Genomic DNA, 15,598 nt, shown 5'->3' on the forward strand with positions numbered 1-15,598 from the left:
ACCTCTCTGCGGATAATAGACACGAGACGGGCGACACGATCGCCCGTCTTTCGATTCCGGGCGGGCGTCACGGACCTCAGTTCGAAGTTCTCGCGGGACGGCCACGGGCATCGATTCAAACGTATGTGGGTCCTTGAGCGCTTATACGCCTGACTTTCCACATATCACCTGAGAGCACATCGGTCGGGGTCGTGGTGTCGATGGTTCTGCGAACCTGTTGACGATATCCCTCGAACCATTCGAGAGAACAAAAATGGCCGCGCACTTTCGTGCGCGGCCATTCTGAATTCGTACCGTAGCGGACCCGCAGGGTGCGGGTCCGTACTTTTCTGGATCAGGCCTTCTTGCGACGCGAGCGCAGGACCGTCAGACCGCCAAGACCACCGAGAAGCAGCAGGCCGGAGGCCGGCAGCGGGATCGGGGCCATGTCGTCGGCCTGCACGCTGATCGACAGGATCGAGCCGTCGACCGCCGTCTGCGTGTCCGTCGAGGAGACGAAGAACTCGATCGAGTCGATCGACCCGAAATCGGCATTGCCGGTGAACTCGGCAAAGCCCAGGTTCGGGTTGAAGCCGAGGGTCAGGAGTTCCGAATAGGACGAGGTGCCGCCCATCGTGTCCATGACCGTCGCGGTGATGTTGACCTCACGGTCGAAGTCGCCGACCTCGAAGAAGAAGGACGGGTTGTCGCCGATGATCAGGTCGATACCGCCCAGACCGGCATTGCCGACACCGTCATAGGTGATCGTGCCTTCGCCGCGCGCATCGGTGATGTTCGAGAACGACAGCGCGCTGCCCGCGACGCGAAGCTCGGTCGCGTCGGTGGAGTCGCCGTTGAACGCGGTGTTCGTCACGCTCAGATCACGCGCACCGCCGAGGATGTCGGAACCGGTGACCTCGGAAGAGTTCACGAACGAACCCGAGGGGACGTCGGTGACGCGCTGGTTGGTGTCGAAGTTATCGATCGTAAGGGTGGCGGCGAGGGCCGGAGCGGCCGAAACCGCAAGAGCCGTACCGACAACAGAAGCAAACATTTTTGTACGCATGGATAAGTCTCCGTTTACTGGCATTGAGACTTTCTTAACGAAGCTGCTGCAGAGCGGCAAGATGGGCATTCGCCGAAATAACATTGAGTTTATGGATCGATCGAACGTGAGCGGGGTCTCGCGACCGACAGGCGGATTTCACCCCTGATATGGTCGGAGAGGGGCGCGGCCGGTGTCCCGATCCCGGACCATGTTCGGCTATGTTCCCGATTAGTCCCAACGGATCATGGGCTTGCCGGTCCCTCATCAACCATTCCCCGTGTGACAATTCCGCGTTGCTCGCGACGGCATGGCCTCTTCTTTGGCCCTGCTTGCACCCGGCGAGCGGGTATGTAACGTCACGTGACCCGGAAGGCGCGAGGCGAAATGTCCGTTAGTGGTAAGACTTTCACGATTATTGCACGCTCAGGCGGCCCCCTTTCGGGAATCGCCAACGTCCCCGGTGACAAATCGGTCAGTCATCGTGCCTTGATTTTAGGCGCCATGTCGGTCGGGGAGACGAGGATCACCGGGCTACTCGGCGGAGAGGACGTCCTCGCGACGGCACGGGCCATGGCTTCCCTTGGTGCGGAGGTGGCCTCGCACGGGGACAATGCCTGGTCGGTCCACGGCGTAGGGGTGGGCGGTTTCTCGGAGCCCGACCACGTCATCGATTGCGGCAATGCCGGAACCGGCGTGCGTCTTCTGATGGGGGCCGTCGCGACCCACGACATGTCCGTGACCTTCACGGGAGACAGGTCGCTCGCCTCGCGTCCGATGGGGCGGGTCACGGAGCCGCTGTCGCTCTTCGGGGCACGGGCCATCGGCCGTCGGGGTGGAAAGCTGCCGATGACGCTCGCCGGCGCGCGCGATCCCGTTCCGGTCCGGTACACGACTCCGGTCGCGTCCGCACAGGTGAAGTCGGCAATCCTGCTCGCGGGGCTCAATGCGCCGGGCGAGACCGTGGTCATCGAACGCGAGGCCACGCGCGATCATACGGAACGCATGCTCACGGGGTTCGGTGCGCAGGTGACCACGGAGGTGACGCCGGAGGGGCGGGTAATCACGCTGACCGGCCGACCGGACCTCGTGCCGCAGACGATCGCCGTGCCGCGCGATCCGAGCTCCGCCGCCTTTCCGATCTGCGCCGCGCTGATCGTGCCGGGCTCTGACGTGCTCGTGCCCGGGATCGCCCTCAACCCGACCCGTGCGGGCCTTCTCGACACGCTCGAGGAGATGGGCGCCGATCTGACGCGCGAGGCGGTCCGCGACGAGGGGGGCGAACCTGTCGCCGATATCCGCGCGCGCTACTCCCCCGATCTGCGCGGCGTACATGTGCCGGAGGCACGTGCCGCCTCGATGATCGACGAATATCCGATCCTGTCGGTCGTCGCGGCCTGTGCCACGGGGATCACCGACATGCCCGGCACCGCGGAGCTCCGGGTCAAGGAATCGGACCGGATCGCGACGATGGCCGAGGGGCTCAGGGCCGCGGGCGTCGCGGTCGAGGACGGCCCCGATTGGTGGCGCGTGACGGGGTGCGGTCCCGGCGGCGTGGCGGGCGGCGCGACGGTCGCGACCCGGCTCGACCACAGGATCGCGATGTCCTTCCTGATCCTCGGCCTCGCGGCAAAAGCCCCCGTCGCCGTCGATGACGGCCGGCCCATCGCGACCTCGTTCCCGATCTTCGTCGAACTGATGCGCTCGCTCGGAGCCGATCTCAGCCTGGAGGATGCATGACCATCATGGATGACGCCGGACTTCCCGTCATGGGCGGATGCCTCTGCAATGAGGTGTCGTTCCGGATCCGCGGTCCGCTCCGGCCCGTGATCGCCTGTCATTGCCAGCAATGCCGCCGGACCTCGGGCCATTATACCGCCTCCACCTCGGCTCCGCGCGACGCGGTCGAGATCGAGGGCGACGTGACGTGGTACCGCTCGTCGGAGAATGCCCGGCGCGGCTTTTGCGCCGAATGCGGGTCGAACCTGTTCTGGGACGGCGGCGGCGGACGGCTCTCGATCTTCGCCGGCTGTCTCGACAAGCCGACCGGCCTCGCCCTCGCGGGGCACATCTTCTGTGCGGATCGCGGCGATTACTACGAGATCACGGACGATCTGCCCAAGGCCGAGGCGGCGTCCCCCGAGATGACGGACGGGGTATGACCGGGCCGCGCGACCGTCAGGCGGACCGCGGCCGGTCATGAGCTTCACCGTCGCCATCGACGGTCCGGCCGCCGCGGGGAAGGGCACGCTCTCGCGCGCCGTCGCCGGGGCGTTCGGGTTCCGTCACCTCGATACGGGATTGCTCTATCGCGCGACGGGGATGCGGGTGCTCGACGGGCTCGATCCGGTGGCCGCGGCCGAAGCGCTCGTGCCCTCCGATCTGGAGCGCGAGGGGCTCCGCAGTGCGGAAGCCGCAGCGGAAGCCTCCCGGGCCGCGGCGATCCCGGGCGTTCGTGCTGCGCTTCTGGCCTTCCAGCGCGACTTCGCCCGCGATCCGGACGGCGCGGTGCTCGACGGGCGCGACATCGGCACGGTGATCTGCCCGGAGGCGGAGGTGAAGCTCTTCGTCACGGCGCGGGCCGAGATACGCGCGCGGCGCCGCTTCGAGGAATTACGCGCAGGTGGCGCGGAAACGCAGTTCGAGACGGTGCTCGCGGATGTCAGGGAGCGCGATGCCCGCGACATGGATCGTGCGGACGCGCCGCTCCGGCCCGCAAAGGACGCCGTCGTGCTCGACACGAGCGACCTGACGATCGCGGAGGCGACGGCGCGGGCCGTGCAGATCGTCGCGTCCCGGCGCCGCATGCCGTGATGCTTGCCAAGTCGGGAGCTTTTGTCTAGAAGGCTCGCGTCGAAGGGGCGGCACAAGTCCCGAACGGGCAGGGTCGGTCGCACCGGCCCTTTCTCCGTTTGGGCCACCCACCTGACCAAATCGCAAGACCGGCGGAGACAACCGCGCGGCCGGAATAATGAACCAAAGGAATCCGTAAGCCACATGGCAAAAGACACCTCGATGGAGGAATTCGAAGCCCTCCTCAACGAAAGCTTCGATATCGACACGCCCGACGAAGGGTCTGTCGTCAGGGGCAAGGTCATCGCCATCGAGGCGGGCCAGGCCATCATCGACGTCGGCTACAAGATGGAAGGCCGCGTCGAGCTCAAGGAATTCGCGGAGCCCGGACAGCCCGCCGACATCAATGTCGGTGACGAGGTCGAGGTCTATCTCCGCCAGGTCGAGAACGCGCGCGGCGAGGCCGTGATCTCCCACGAGATGGCCCGTCGCGAGGCCGCCTGGGACCGTCTCGAGAAAGCCTATGCAGACGAGAACCGCGTCGAGGGCGCGATCTTCGGCCGCGTCAAGGGCGGCTTCACCGTCGATCTCGGCGGCGCCGTGGCGTTCCTGCCCGGCTCCCAGGTCGACGTCCGCCCCGTGCGCGACGCGGGCCCGCTCATGGGTCTCAAGCAGCCGTTCCAGATCCTCAAGATGGACCGCCGCCGCGGCAACATCGTCGTCTCCCGCCGTGCGATCCTCGAGGAGAGCCGGGCGGAGCAGCGGGCCGAGGTCATCTCCAACCTCGCCGAAGGTCAGGCCGTGGACGGCGTGGTCAAGAACATCACCGAATACGGCGCCTTCGTCGATCTCGGTGGCGTCGATGGCCTGCTGCACGTGACCGACATGGCGTGGCGCCGGGTGAACCACCCCTCCGAGATCGTGACCATCGGCGAGACCATCAAGGTCCAGGTGATCAAGATCAACAAGGAGACGCACCGCATCTCGCTGGGCATGAAGCAGCTCCAGGACGATCCGTGGGACACGGTCGAAGCCAAGTTCCCGATCGGCGGAACGCATACGGGCCGGGTCACGAACATCACCGATTACGGCGCTTTCGTGGAGCTGGAGCCGGGTGTCGAGGGTCTCGTCCACGTCTCCGAGATGTCCTGGACGAAGAAGAACGTCCATCCGGGCAAGATCGTCTCCACCTCCCAGGAGGTCGAGGTCATGGTTCTCGAGATCGACACGCAGAAGCGGCGCGTCTCGCTCGGTCTCAAGCAGACCATGCGCAATCCGTGGGAAATCTTCGCGGAGACCCATCCCGAGGGCACGCATGTCGAGGGTGACGTCAAGAACATCACCGAGTTCGGCCTCTTCGTGGGCCTCGACGGCGATATCGACGGCATGGTGCACCTGTCCGACCTGAGCTGGGACATGCGCGGCGAGGAAGCGATCCAGTCCTATCAGAAGGGCGACGTCGTGCAGGCCATCGTGACCGAGGTCGATGTCGAGAAAGAGCGCATCTCCCTCTCGATCAAGGCACTCGACGACAGCTTCACCGGTGCCACGGAAGGCGTGAAGCGCGGATCGATCATCACCGTCGCGGTGACGTCGATCGAGGATGGCGGGATCGAGGTGGAGTACGAGGGCGCCAAGTCCTTCATCCGCCGCTCCGATCTCAGCCGCGACCGGTCCGAGCAGCGCCCGGAGCGGTTCCAGGTGGGCGACAAGGTCGATGTCCGTGTGACCAACGTGGATCAGAAGACCCGTCGTCTGGGCCTTTCGATCAAGGCGCGCGAGATCGCCGAGGAGAAGGAGGCCGTCGAGCAGTACGGATCCTCCGATTCCGGTGCGAGCCTCGGCGACATCCTCGGCGCGGCACTCAAGTCCGACAATTGACGCGGCGGGCTCCGCGCCCGTCAGCCATCGATCTCGAAAGCCCCGCCAATCGTGCGGGGCTTTCTTTTTGGGCGGGTGCTGCGAATTTGCAGGCAAAAGACCGCTCATCGCTCCCTGAGCGCCCTGCCGAAGGCACGACGGGCACCGCGGGCAGGGCGAAGATCGGTCGGCATCGGCATCGGTTTTTTCTGGAAATCGACCGTAAAACCCGGGAAGAATGCCCCGGTATGGTCGGCGCCCATCCCGCTTTCGACCATTTTTGCCCGGTAAGGTGATTAGAGAACAATGATTTAGGCGAAGCGAAACACGGACGAATGTAGCCAATCGCGGATTGCCGAATTGGTAAACGCGGGTATAGTCCGTCGCCGTGGCCTTGAAGATTGATATGGGTGTTGCGGCGTGAGTTGGAGGACGAGGGCATGATCCGATCGGAACTGGTTCAGCGGATCGCGGATGAGAATCCCCATCTATTCCAGCGCGACGTCGAGCGGATCGTCAGCACGATCTTCGAGGAGATCATCGATGCCATGGCCCGGGGCGATCGCGTGGAACTGCGCGGGTTCGGGGCGTTTTCGGTAAAGAAACGTGACGCGCGGATCGGGCGAAACCCTCGCACCGGCGACGCGGTTCAGGTAGACGAGAAACACGTGCCGTTCTTCAAGACCGGCAAGCTCCTGCGCGACCGCCTGAACGAGGATTGAGACGCCGATGACCTATGTGAAATATCTGATTCTCGCTCTGCTTGCGCTTCTGCTCATCGTCGTGGCGCTGGCGAATGCGAACATGGTGACGCTCAGGGTCCTGCCGGAGGCGATGTCGGGCTTCCTCGGTTGGTCGTGGCAGCTTTCGCTGCCGATGTTCGTCGTCGTCCTTGGCGCGGTGATCGTGGGCCTGCTGATCGGCTTCTTCTGGGAATTCGTCCGCGAGGGAAAATATCGCGCCGCGGTCCGTTCCGAACGGCGGGAGAAGGAATCCCTGCGTCGTGAAGTGACCGAATTGCGCGCGCAGCGCCGCGGCAAGCAGGACGACGTCCTGGCCCTGCTCGAGGATGGCAGCGTCCCCCGTTGACCGGGATGAACGGAATCCGCGTCAAGATCTGTGGCCTGACGGAAACGTCCGACATCCCGGCCGCGCTGATGGCCGGTGCCGCCTATCTGGGATTCGTTTTCTTCGACCGCTCGCCCCGGAATCTCGCGCTCGAGGCCGCGTCCTTCATGGCGGGATCCGTGCCGCCCGGCCCGTGCAAGGTCGCGCTTACGGTCGATGCCGACGACGCTTTTCTCGACCGGCTCCTGGACCGCGTCCCCCTCGACATGCTGCAACTCCACGGATCGGAGACCCCGGAGCGGGTCGCCGACATCCGCGCGCGATTCGGGTTGCCGGTGATGAAGGCCTTGGGGATCGCGGGAGAATCCGACCTTGCCGCGCTTGAGGAATACGGCCGGGCCGCAGACCAGATCCTCGTCGACGCCAAGCCGAATCCGGAAGCGAAGCTGCCCGGCGGCAATGGTGTCGCCTTCGACTGGCACCTCCTTGCAGGCCGGCGCTGGTCCACGCCCTGGATGCTCGCCGGCGGACTGACGCCCGAGAACGTCGGAGAGGCGATTCGGCTTACCGGCGCACGGCAGGTCGATGTCAGCTCCGGGGTCGAAAGCGCTCCGGGACTGAAGGACGGCGAGAGGATCCGCGCGTTCTGCTCCGCGGCGATGGAGCCGTGAGCCTCCGTTTCCGCACCGCGCGCCGGGAGGATATCGAGCGGATCGTCACACTTCTGAGTGAGGACACCCTCGGCGCCGGACGGGAGAGCAGCGACCTCACCCCGTATCTCGCGGCCTTCGACGCGATGGCATCCGAAGCCGCGAATGAGATCATCGTCGCGGAACGGGACGGTCGGATCGTCGCGACCTACCAGATCACGGTTATCTCCGGGCTCTCGCGCCAAGCCGCGCGGCGGGCGCAGATCGAGGCGGTGCGGGTCGCGTCAGACGCGCGCGGCGGCGGGCTCGGCGCGGCGCTTCTCGCGGACGCGGAGGCGCGGGCGCGCGCGGCGGGATGCCGGCTCCTCCAGCTCACGAGCGACGTATCGCGCGGACGCGCGCGCAGCTTCTACGAGCGGCACGGCTTTACCGCCTCCCATATCGGCTTTAAACGCGCACTGGATTGAACCGTCCGCGAAAGGCGCAGGCATGGCCAACGACCTCTTCAACAGCTTCATGACAGGCCCGGACGAGAAGGGCCGGTTCGGCGATTTCGGGGGCCGCTTCGTCAGCGAGACGCTGATGCCCCTGATCCTTGAGCTCGAGGCGCAATACGAGCGTGCCAAGACCGACCAGAGCTTCTGGGACGAGATGCACTATCTCTGGACCCACTACGTCGGCCGTCCGAGCCCGCTCTATTACTGCGAGCGGCTGACGGAGCATCTGGGCGGCGCCAAGATCTACATGAAGCGTGACGAGCTGAACCATACCGGCGCGCACAAGATCAACAACGTGCTGGGCCAGATCATCCTCGCCCGGCGCATGGGCAAGACCCGCATCATCGCGGAGACGGGGGCGGGCCAGCACGGGGTGGCGACGGCGACCGTCTGCGCGAAGTTCGGGCTCAAATGCGTCGTCTATATGGGCGCGCATGATTGCGAGCGGCAGAAGCCCAACGTGTTCCGCATGAAGCTCCTCGGCGCCGAAGTGGTGCCGGTCACCTCTGGCCGCGGTACGCTCAAGGATGCGATGAACGACGCGTTGCGCGATTGGGTGACGAACGTGCGCGACACGTTCTACTGCATCGGCACGGTTGCGGGGCCGCATCCCTACCCGGCGATGGTGCGCGACTTCCAAGCCATCATCGGCCAGGAGACGAAGACGCAGATGAAGGAGGCCGAAGGGCGCCTGCCCGACACGATCATCGCGGCGATCGGCGGCGGGTCGAACGCGATGGGCCTCTTCTATCCCTTCCTCGACGACAAGGAGGTCGCAATCATTGGGGTGGAGGCTGGCGGCAAGGGGGTCGATGCCAAGATGGAGCATTGCGCGTCGCTCACCGGCGGACGGCCCGGCGTGCTGCATGGCAACCGCACCTATCTGCTGCAGGACGACGACGGACAGATCCTAGAAGGGTTCTCGATCTCCGCGGGGCTCGACTATCCCGGGATCGGTCCGGAGCATGCCTGGCTCCACGAGATCGGGCGCGCGAAATACGTGGCGATCACCGACCGGGAAGCGCTCGGGGCGTTCGAGCTCTGCTGCGCGATGGAGGGGATCATCCCCGCGCTCGAACCCTGCCACGCGCTTGCCCACGTGATGAAGATCGCCCCGGACCTGCCGCGCGACCACATCATCTGCATGAACATGTGCGGCCGGGGCGACAAGGACATTTTCACGGTGGCCAAGGCGTTCGGAGAGGCGATGGAGGCGCCGGGCTGACCGGCGCCATTACCGCGTGAGTTCGAGCACGTCGAACGTCCCCTCGAGAAACGGATAGGGGAACATCAGCCGCGCGGCGCCGCCCCCCGTCTGCTCGAATACCGCGACTTGCGGAATCGCCCGGCCGAGGTCCAGCATATCCTGGCGTTCGGGTAGTTCGGCATAGGTCATTTCCGGCCCGTCGCCGCTGAAGCCGACGCCGCGATAAAGGGCCCGCCCGTCCTCGATGGCGATGATACCCGTCATCCGCTCCGACCCGTCGAGCTTGTCGAATTGCCATTCGGTGGCGCTGATCCTGCCGATCCGGCAGGTGAACCGATCAAAGACGACGAGAGGGGTGAGCTCACCCATCCGGATCATCCGGCACGACCAGTCGCCCTCCGGCGACGGCGTCCGTGCCCGCCCCGAGAGCGCCCCGGTCAGAGCCGCGATCTCGCCTGTCATTCCTTCGGAAAACGCCGTCAGCAAGCCTCGTCCCGCGGCCTCCTCGAACCTATCGAGCCGCTCGCGCTCGGCGTCACGCAGGGGCGGGGTCTGTGCGAATGCGGGCAGAGCCACGGCCAGGAAGAGGCCGATGCAGAGACGTCTCACGATGCGTCCGGGTCCGCGTCGATCGCGCAGGTTTCCAGGATTTCCATGGGCACGATCTCGAGCGCCCTCAGATGCGTGGCGTCGAGATCGACCTGCGGCGCCGCGCCTTCCGCATGGGCCTGCAGGAACCGCGCCGCGCAGAGACACCAGCGATCGCCGGCCTTGAGCCCGGGAAAGCGAAACTCAGGGCGAGGGGTGCTCAGATCGTTGCCGAAATACTTCGACAAGGCGAGGAACTCGTCCGTCATCACCGCGCAGACGGTATGCAAGCCCTGATCGGCGGCGCAGGTATTGCAATGGCCGTCGCGGAAGAACCCGGTCACCGGGTCGTTCGAGCAGGGCGATAGCGCCGCGTTTCGGACGTTGAGGGCAGGGAGCTTTTCCATGTGCCGAACCTAGATCCCGGCCGGCGCCGCGTCCAGCCTGCGGCCTAGCGGAAGCGGTCGATCAGCTTCTCGATCGGACTGCGCGGATCGGAGGCCTCTTCCGGGGCGGGCACGGCCTTCGCCTCCGGCGTGGGAGAGGAGTGCGGTCGCTGCGGCGAGAGACGGAGAGCGACGGCGTTCGAGAAGGCCGCCAGGTCGCCCCGCGCCAGCGCCTCCGCCCCGTCGGAGATGCCGCGGAGCATGTCGTCGAGCCAGGCCTCGTCTGCCTTTGCGAAATCGTGGAGGACGTAGCCCGGGACGCGATCCTTGTGACCGGGGTGGCCCACGCCCATACGGACGCGGCGATAGTCTGGTCCGATATGCTGATGCAGCGAGCGCAGCCCGTTGTGGCCGGCATGCCCGCCGCCCGTCTTCGTCTTGAGCTTGCCGGGGGCGAGGTCGATCTCGTCGTGGAAGACGACGATTTCCTCGGGTGCGAGCTTGTGGAAGCGCATCGCCTCCCCGACCGATTGCCCGGAATTGTTCATGAAGGTCGAGGGTTTCAGGAGCACCACCTTCTCGGTCCCGATCCGCCCCTCGGAGATTTCCCCCTGGAACTTGGCGCGGAACGTCGGGAACCCGTGATCGGCGGCGATCCGGTCGATCGCCATGAAGCCGATGTTGTGGCGTTGGCGCGCGTATTTTGCGCCGGGATTTCCGAGACCTGAGAGTAGAAGCATGGCGGGACCTTACGATGGCTGTCCGCGGTAATCCAGAACCCGGGGCATGAGGGCTCAGGTTTCGCGGGTTTCCCGCGCAAGCGCTATGGCCCGGCTGGCGACGTGATCGCTGGACGAGGGCTTCGGAATGACCTCGGCTCCGATCCGCGCGATGAGTTCGCCCTGTCGCACGAGATCACCTGAATGGAGGACGAAAGGCACGTTCAGCTCCCCCAGGCGCGTCGCGACCGCTTCGCAGGTCGTGTTCCGCCCCAAGTTCACGTCGAGGATCGCGGCATCGGGGCGCGCCTTCTCTATCGCCTCGAGGGCGGACCGGACGCTCGGTGCCTGGATGGCTTCCGCGCCATGATCCTCGATCGCGAAGGACATCTCCAGAAGGATCATCGCTTCGTCTTCGAGTATCAGGATGACCGGTGCAGCGTTCCCATTCGTCGCACTCATGAGGCGCGGCCGTGGTGGGGGAAACTGATGCGCGCGACGAAGCCGCCGGGTTGCCAATCGTGTTCCAGCGATCCGCCGACGGTCTTCAGCAGGTTGTCGATGATGCCGAGGCCCGAGCCAACCCCGCATTCCGGTTTTTCGATCGTCGGCCCTCCCGATTCCCGCCAGACGAATTCGAGGCCGTCATCGGCTTGGGCGACCCATTTCAGCGTGATCTCGCCCGTCTGCTCTCGCAGAGCCCCGTGCTTGATCGCATTCGTCGCCAGTTCGTGCATCGCAAGGCCCACCGTGGAAATTACGTTCGGATCGACACGCAGGCTCTCTCCCTCGAAGCGGATGCGGTTGCCATCCGGATCATAGGGTGTGAGCACCGCTTTCACAGCCGGTTCAAGTTCGACCGAGCCCCGCGACGCCTCGTCGAGCGTCGTCTCGAAGGCGCGACCAAGCGCACGAATCCGGTCGTTGATCTCTGCGGCTTCCTCCCGGATGTTCTTGGTCCGACCGGTCACGGTGATGAGTCCGCCGATCACGGCGAACATGTTCTTCATACGGTGACTGAGCTCGCGGGCCATCATCTTCGCGTGCTGCTCTTCCGCCCGGGCGGCACGGACGTCGCTCACGTCCCATTGCGAGCCGAAATAGTAGAGCAGCTTGCCCTCGGTGCTGTAGATCGGCCCCAGGTGCAGGGCATTCCAGAAGGGCGTTCCGTCCCTGCGGTAGTTCAGAAGCTCGACCACGACGACGTCCTCGGATTCGAGCGCCTGCCGGATCCGCGCGACCACCGCCGGATCGCTCTTCTCTCCCTGAAGGAACCGGCAATTCTTGCCTACAACCTCGTCCTCGCTGTACCCCGTCAACTCCGTGAAGGCGCGGTTGACGAAGACGATTGGCATGTCCTCCTGCGCGGGATCGGCCAGAACGATCGCCATCCGCGTCTGCGCCATCGCCTGCTCGAAGAGGACGCCCGACGCTCCGTCGAACTTCTGTTCGACGTTGGAGGCACGGAAGCGGTTCGGACTGTCGTCGAAAACCATCGATGCCTGACTGCCTGTCGGGGGGGTCGTCTCGTGCGGCTCGTCGGTCATCTACTTCCAGTTACTTTCAGCGGCATGGCGAACCACGCTCGCAAACTACTCTACCTTAGGTTGAGAGATAGAGCTACCTTTCATTCTCGCCACCCGGCGATCGCCTTCGGGGGACCGCGCAGGGGATCGTCGCAAGGCGGCCGGTGCGACGAGGCGCACCGGCCGCCCGATCGTCAAACGACGATCAGGCTTCCTCGTTCCCTTCGCCGTCGGGCGGTCCCATCTCCGTGCTCGGCACCTCGTCGGGAGCGACGTCTTCCTCGTCGTCCTTCTGCGATGCAAGGCCGGACGGCGCCTGGATGTTGGCGATGACGAAGTCGCGGTCGATCGTCGGGCGCGTGCCCTTCGGAAGGTCGACCATCGAGATGGTTAGCGTGTCCCCGATCTCGAGCGACGAAATGTCGCCCACGATCTTTTCGGGGATGTCGCCGGCCGTGCAGCGCAGTTCGACTTCCGGCCGCACCATCGTCAGCACGCCCCCGGCCTTGAGCCCTGGGCTCTCTTCCTCGCCGGCGATCTCCACGGGGATGTAGAGGCTCACGCGGCTCGTGCGGCGCAGGCGCATGAAATCCACGTGCGTGGGCAGGTCCTTCACCACGTCGCGCTGGACGCTGCGGCAGATGACCCGCACGTCCTCGTGGCCCTCGACCTTGAGGTTGAAGAGCGTGGCGAGGAACCGCCCGGCCTTCAGCTTCTTCAGGAGCTCGTTGTAGGGGAGGTTGATCGTGACGGGATCGCTCCCGCCGCCATAGACGACGCCCGGGACGAGATTGTCCCTGCGGGCTTGACGGGCGGCCCCCTTGCCTGTCCCCGTCCGTTCCATGGCGATGATGTCTGGTGTTTCGCCGGCCATATCGATGGTCCTCATGAGATACGAAAAAAAACCGCGCGGCCTCCAAGGGTGTCCGCGCGGATGCGGGCGTATAGGATAAAGTCGGCGGCATGGGAAGCCCCCGGGGGTGCGGCATCGCGCCCGTTCCGTGCGTCCCTCGGGGCGGAGCGGCCGTCAGGCGTTATGGGCGCCTTCGGCGAGGCTGCGCACGAAGGCCAGCACGTCTTCGGGCGGCTTGCCCTGTCCGATCTCCGCCACGATCGCCGATCCGACCACGCAGCCGTCGGCGACCCCGGCGATCTCCCTTGCCACTTCCGGCGTGCGGATGCCGAAACCCACGACCACGGGCAGGTCGGTCGATGCCTTGATCCGCGCGACCTCCGGACCAACATCCGCCGCACTCGCCGCCGCCGCCCCGGTGATCCCGGTGATCGAGACGTAGTAGACGAAGCCCGACGTGTTCTCGAGCACGCGCGGCAGGCGCTTGTCGTCCGTCGTCGGCGTGGCGAGGCGGATGAAGTCGATCCCCGCCTCGAGCGCCGGGAGGCAGAGCTCCTCGTCCTCCTCCGGCGGCAGGTCGACGATTATGAGCCCGTCGATCCCCGCCGTCTTGGCCTCGTGCAGAAACCGCGCGACGCCCCGGGAATAGATCGGGTTGTAATACCCCATGAGCACGATCGGCGTCGCCTCGTCCCGCGTGCGGAAATCCCGCACCATCTCGAGCGTCCGCTCGAGGGTCTGGCCAGAGGCGAGCGCCCGCTGGCCGGCGAGCTGGATCGTCTCCCCGTCGGCCATCGGATCGGTGAAGGGCAGGCCGAGCTCGATGACGTCGACGCCGGCCTCGGGCAAGCCCGTCAGCACGGCGAGGGAACGGTCGTAGTCGGGATCGCCCGCCATCACGTAGCTGACGAAGGCCTTGCGGCCCTCCCGCTGCAGATCGGCGAAGCGTTTGGCGATGCGGCTCATGGGATCCTCCGGTCTGACGCGTTCCGTCTTTGGCGTGGCGGACAGGATTGTTCAATGGCCGCGGCCTTCCTATCTATGCCTCATGAATTATGTACTCGCGCTCTTCCTGCCCCCGCTCTCGATCCTGCTCACGGGCCGGATCTTCGTTGCCATCATCACGTTCATTATCTGGGTTCCCGCCATCATCTTCTCGGGCGGCCTCACCCATCCGATGTTCATCGTCCTGGCGTGGATCCTGATCTATCAGGCCCATGCCGACAGACGGGTGCGCTGAGCGTCCGCTTGCGTCCCGCGCGACCTGTCCCTAGAACGCGCTCGCCGAACAGGAGGGCGCGATCATGGGATTCAAGATGGGCATCGTGGGTCTGCCGAATGTCGGCAAGTCCACCCTCTTCAACGCGCTGACCCGCACCGCCGCGGCGCAGGCGGCCAATTTCCCGTTCTGCACGATCGAGCCGAACGTCGGCGAGGTCGCGGTTCCGGACGCGCGCCTGGCCGCCCTCGCGGAGATCGCGAAGTCGAAGCAGATCGTGCCCACGCGGATGACCTTCGTGGATATTGCGGGGCTCGTGAAGGGTGCCTCCAAGGGGGAGGGGCTCGGCAACCAGTTTCTCGCCAACATCCGCGAATGCGATGCCGTGGCCCATGTGCTGCGCTGCTTCGAGGATGACGACGTGACCCATGTGGAGGGGCGCGTCGATCCCGTGGCCGACGCCGCCACGATCGAGACGGAGCTGATGCTGGCCGATCTCGAATCGGTCGAGAAACGTCTGCAGGGCCTCGTGCGCAAGGTGCGCGGCGGCGACAAGGAAGCCGTTCAGCAGGAACGTCTCCTGAAGGACGCGCAGGCCGCGCTCGCGGAGGGTCGTCCGGCGCGCACAGTCACGGTGTCCGAGGAGGATGCGAAGGCCTGGCGGATGCTGCAGCTCCTGACCGCGAAGCCCATCCTCTACGTCTGCAACGTGGCCGAGGACGAGGCGGCGGAGGGCAATGCGCTATCTGCCCGCGTCGCCGAGATGGCCGAGGCCGACGGGGCCGGGTCCATCGTCATCTCCGCCCAGATCGAGGAGGAACTCGCGCAGCTCTCTCCCGAGGAAGCGGCGGAGTTTCTCGCCGAGCTCGGCCTCGAGGAGGCGGGGCTCGACCGGCTGATCCGTGCGGGCTACGCCCTTCTGGGTCTACAGACCTATTTCACCGTCGGTCCGAAGGAGGCACGGGCCTGGACGATCCCGGAGGGCACGAAGGCCCCCCAAGCCGCGGGCGTGATCCACGGAGACTTCGAGCGCGGCTTCATCCGTGCGGAGACGACGGCCTACAAGGATTACGTGGCGCTCGGCGGCGAGGCGGGCGCGAAGGAGGCGGGCAAGATGCGCGTCGAGGGCAAGGCCTACGAGGTCAAGGATGGCGACGTGCTGCACTTCCTCTTCAACGCCTGAGACTTGACGTCACACACGATCGTAT

At 65.6% G+C, this 15,598-nt stretch carries 19 protein-coding genes; 11 read left to right on the forward strand and 8 right to left on the reverse strand.

The window, feature by feature from the left end:
• Window positions 1–334 precede the first annotated feature (334 nt).
• Entirely contained in the window at window positions 335–1,045 is a 711-nt protein-coding gene (locus LX81_RS04305; RefSeq protein WP_211322706.1) for a VPLPA-CTERM sorting domain-containing protein, read from the reverse strand.
• 366 nt (window positions 1,046–1,411) lie between these two features.
• Between LX81_RS04305 and aroA the strand changes: the two genes are divergently transcribed.
• The 9 genes from aroA to trpB all read left to right on the forward strand — a co-directional run bounded on the left by aroA (window position 1,412) and on the right by trpB (window position 9,117).
• Window positions 1,412–2,764, forward strand: coding sequence for a 3-phosphoshikimate 1-carboxyvinyltransferase (aroA, locus tag LX81_RS04310; RefSeq protein ID WP_111536074.1), 1,353 nt, complete (start codon window positions 1,412–1,414; stop codon window positions 2,762–2,764).
• On the forward strand, window positions 2,761–3,186 hold the full coding sequence (locus tag LX81_RS04315; RefSeq protein ID WP_234822487.1) for a GFA family protein: 426 nt from the start codon (window positions 2,761–2,763) through the stop codon (window positions 3,184–3,186). Before aroA ends, LX81_RS04315 begins: the two co-directional genes overlap by 4 nt.
• 37 nt (window positions 3,187–3,223) lie before the next feature.
• Window positions 3,224–3,838 (forward strand): (d)CMP kinase, encoded by a 615-nt coding sequence (locus tag LX81_RS04320; protein WP_111536075.1) that lies wholly within the window; start codon window positions 3,224–3,226, stop codon window positions 3,836–3,838.
• Between the two features lie 21 nt (window positions 3,839–3,859).
• On the forward strand, window positions 3,860–5,698 hold the full coding sequence (gene rpsA / locus LX81_RS04325; protein WP_272939470.1) for a 30S ribosomal protein S1: 1,839 nt from the start codon (window positions 3,860–3,862) through the stop codon (window positions 5,696–5,698).
• 419 nt (window positions 5,699–6,117) lie between these two features.
• Complete coding sequence (ihfB, locus tag LX81_RS04330) at window positions 6,118–6,399, forward strand: integration host factor subunit beta (RefSeq protein WP_111536077.1); 282 nt, start codon at window positions 6,118–6,120, stop codon at window positions 6,397–6,399.
• A 7-nt stretch (window positions 6,400–6,406) separates the two neighbouring features.
• Window positions 6,407–6,766 carry a LapA family protein gene (locus LX81_RS04335; protein WP_111536078.1) on the forward strand — a complete coding sequence of 120 codons (360 nt, stop codon included), beginning with the start codon at window positions 6,407–6,409 and terminating at the stop codon, window positions 6,764–6,766.
• Between the two features lie 5 nt (window positions 6,767–6,771).
• Window positions 6,772–7,416: a phosphoribosylanthranilate isomerase gene (locus LX81_RS04340; protein WP_111536079.1), complete on the forward strand. Its 645-nt coding sequence runs from the start codon at window positions 6,772–6,774 to the stop codon at window positions 7,414–7,416.
• Entirely contained in the window at window positions 7,413–7,862 is a 450-nt protein-coding gene (locus tag LX81_RS04345; protein ID WP_111536080.1) for a GNAT family N-acetyltransferase, read from the forward strand. The genes LX81_RS04340 and LX81_RS04345 overlap by 4 nt, the downstream gene beginning before the upstream one ends.
• 22 nt (window positions 7,863–7,884) lie before the next feature.
• A complete protein-coding gene (trpB, locus tag LX81_RS04350; RefSeq protein WP_111536081.1) occupies window positions 7,885–9,117 on the forward strand; it encodes a tryptophan synthase subunit beta in 1,233 nt (410 codons plus the stop codon).
• 9 nt (window positions 9,118–9,126) lie between these two features.
• On the opposite strand, the gene LX81_RS04355 is transcribed toward trpB, so the two are convergent.
• The 7 genes from LX81_RS04355 to trpA all read right to left on the reverse strand — a co-directional run bounded on the left by LX81_RS04355 (window position 9,127) and on the right by trpA (window position 14,137).
• Window positions 9,127–9,708, reverse strand: coding sequence for a DUF4893 domain-containing protein (locus LX81_RS04355; RefSeq protein WP_170133846.1), 582 nt, complete (start codon window positions 9,706–9,708; stop codon window positions 9,127–9,129).
• Entirely contained in the window at window positions 9,705–10,094 is a 390-nt protein-coding gene (locus tag LX81_RS04360; protein WP_111536083.1) for a DUF2237 family protein, read from the reverse strand. Before LX81_RS04360 ends, LX81_RS04355 begins: the two co-directional genes overlap by 4 nt.
• A 44-nt stretch (window positions 10,095–10,138) precedes the next feature.
• The gene (gene pth / locus LX81_RS04365; RefSeq protein WP_111536084.1) at window positions 10,139–10,813 is read right to left on the reverse strand and encodes an aminoacyl-tRNA hydrolase; all 675 of its coding nucleotides are present in this window, start codon (window positions 10,811–10,813) and stop codon (window positions 10,139–10,141) included.
• A gap of 54 nt (window positions 10,814–10,867) precedes the next feature.
• Entirely contained in the window at window positions 10,868–11,254 is a 387-nt protein-coding gene (locus tag LX81_RS04370; RefSeq protein WP_111536085.1) for a response regulator, read from the reverse strand.
• Window positions 11,251–12,339 (reverse strand): PAS domain-containing protein, encoded by a 1,089-nt coding sequence (locus LX81_RS04375; RefSeq protein ID WP_111536086.1) that lies wholly within the window; start codon window positions 12,337–12,339, stop codon window positions 11,251–11,253. The genes LX81_RS04370 and LX81_RS04375 overlap by 4 nt, the downstream gene beginning before the upstream one ends.
• A 184-nt stretch (window positions 12,340–12,523) precedes the next feature.
• The gene (locus tag LX81_RS04380) at window positions 12,524–13,192 is read right to left on the reverse strand and encodes a 50S ribosomal protein L25/general stress protein Ctc (protein ID WP_111536367.1); all 669 of its coding nucleotides are present in this window, start codon (window positions 13,190–13,192) and stop codon (window positions 12,524–12,526) included.
• A gap of 153 nt (window positions 13,193–13,345) precedes the next feature.
• Window positions 13,346–14,137: a tryptophan synthase subunit alpha gene (gene trpA / locus LX81_RS04385; RefSeq protein WP_111536087.1), complete on the reverse strand. Its 792-nt coding sequence runs from the start codon at window positions 14,135–14,137 to the stop codon at window positions 13,346–13,348.
• Window positions 14,138–14,219: 82 nt separating this feature from the next.
• Between trpA and LX81_RS04390 the strand changes: the two genes are divergently transcribed.
• Both LX81_RS04390 and ychF read left to right on the forward strand, forming a co-directional pair.
• Complete coding sequence (locus LX81_RS04390) at window positions 14,220–14,411, forward strand: hypothetical protein (protein ID WP_111536368.1); 192 nt, start codon at window positions 14,220–14,222, stop codon at window positions 14,409–14,411.
• A gap of 64 nt (window positions 14,412–14,475) precedes the next feature.
• The gene (gene ychF, locus LX81_RS04395; protein ID WP_111536088.1) at window positions 14,476–15,573 is read left to right on the forward strand and encodes a redox-regulated ATPase YchF; all 1,098 of its coding nucleotides are present in this window, start codon (window positions 14,476–14,478) and stop codon (window positions 15,571–15,573) included.
• Window positions 15,574–15,598: the final 25 nt, after the last annotated feature.

It is taken from the genome of Palleronia aestuarii (assembly GCF_003253995.1).
Taxonomy (GTDB): Bacteria; Pseudomonadota; Alphaproteobacteria; order Rhodobacterales; family Rhodobacteraceae; genus Palleronia; species Palleronia aestuarii.

Coding starts and splice junctions, on each gene's coding strand:
- LX81_RS04305 (WP_211322706.1), bottom strand. CDS start 1,045: ATGCGTACAAAAATGTTTGCTTCTGTTGTCGGTACGGCTCTTGCGGTT.
- aroA (WP_111536074.1), top strand. CDS start 1,412: ATGTCCGTTAGTGGTAAGACTTTCACGATTATTGCACGCTCAGGCGGC.
- LX81_RS04315 (WP_234822487.1), top strand. CDS start 2,761: ATGACCATCATGGATGACGCCGGACTTCCCGTCATGGGCGGATGCCTC.
- LX81_RS04320 (WP_111536075.1), top strand. CDS start 3,224: ATGAGCTTCACCGTCGCCATCGACGGTCCGGCCGCCGCGGGGAAGGGC.
- ihfB (WP_111536077.1), top strand. CDS start 6,118: ATGATCCGATCGGAACTGGTTCAGCGGATCGCGGATGAGAATCCCCAT.
- LX81_RS04335 (WP_111536078.1), top strand. CDS start 6,407: ATGACCTATGTGAAATATCTGATTCTCGCTCTGCTTGCGCTTCTGCTC.
- LX81_RS04340 (WP_111536079.1), top strand. CDS start 6,772: ATGAACGGAATCCGCGTCAAGATCTGTGGCCTGACGGAAACGTCCGAC.
- trpB (WP_111536081.1), top strand. CDS start 7,885: ATGGCCAACGACCTCTTCAACAGCTTCATGACAGGCCCGGACGAGAAG.
- LX81_RS04360 (WP_111536083.1), bottom strand. CDS start 10,094: ATGGAAAAGCTCCCTGCCCTCAACGTCCGAAACGCGGCGCTATCGCCC.
- pth (WP_111536084.1), bottom strand. CDS start 10,813: ATGCTTCTACTCTCAGGTCTCGGAAATCCCGGCGCAAAATACGCGCGC.
- LX81_RS04370 (WP_111536085.1), bottom strand. CDS start 11,254: ATGAGTGCGACGAATGGGAACGCTGCACCGGTCATCCTGATACTCGAA.
- LX81_RS04375 (WP_111536086.1), bottom strand. CDS start 12,339: ATGACCGACGAGCCGCACGAGACGACCCCCCCGACAGGCAGTCAGGCA.
- LX81_RS04380 (WP_111536367.1), bottom strand. CDS start 13,192: ATGGCCGGCGAAACACCAGACATCATCGCCATGGAACGGACGGGGACA.
- trpA (WP_111536087.1), bottom strand. CDS start 14,137: ATGAGCCGCATCGCCAAACGCTTCGCCGATCTGCAGCGGGAGGGCCGC.
- LX81_RS04390 (WP_111536368.1), top strand. CDS start 14,220: ATGAATTATGTACTCGCGCTCTTCCTGCCCCCGCTCTCGATCCTGCTC.
- ychF (WP_111536088.1), top strand. CDS start 14,476: ATGGGATTCAAGATGGGCATCGTGGGTCTGCCGAATGTCGGCAAGTCC.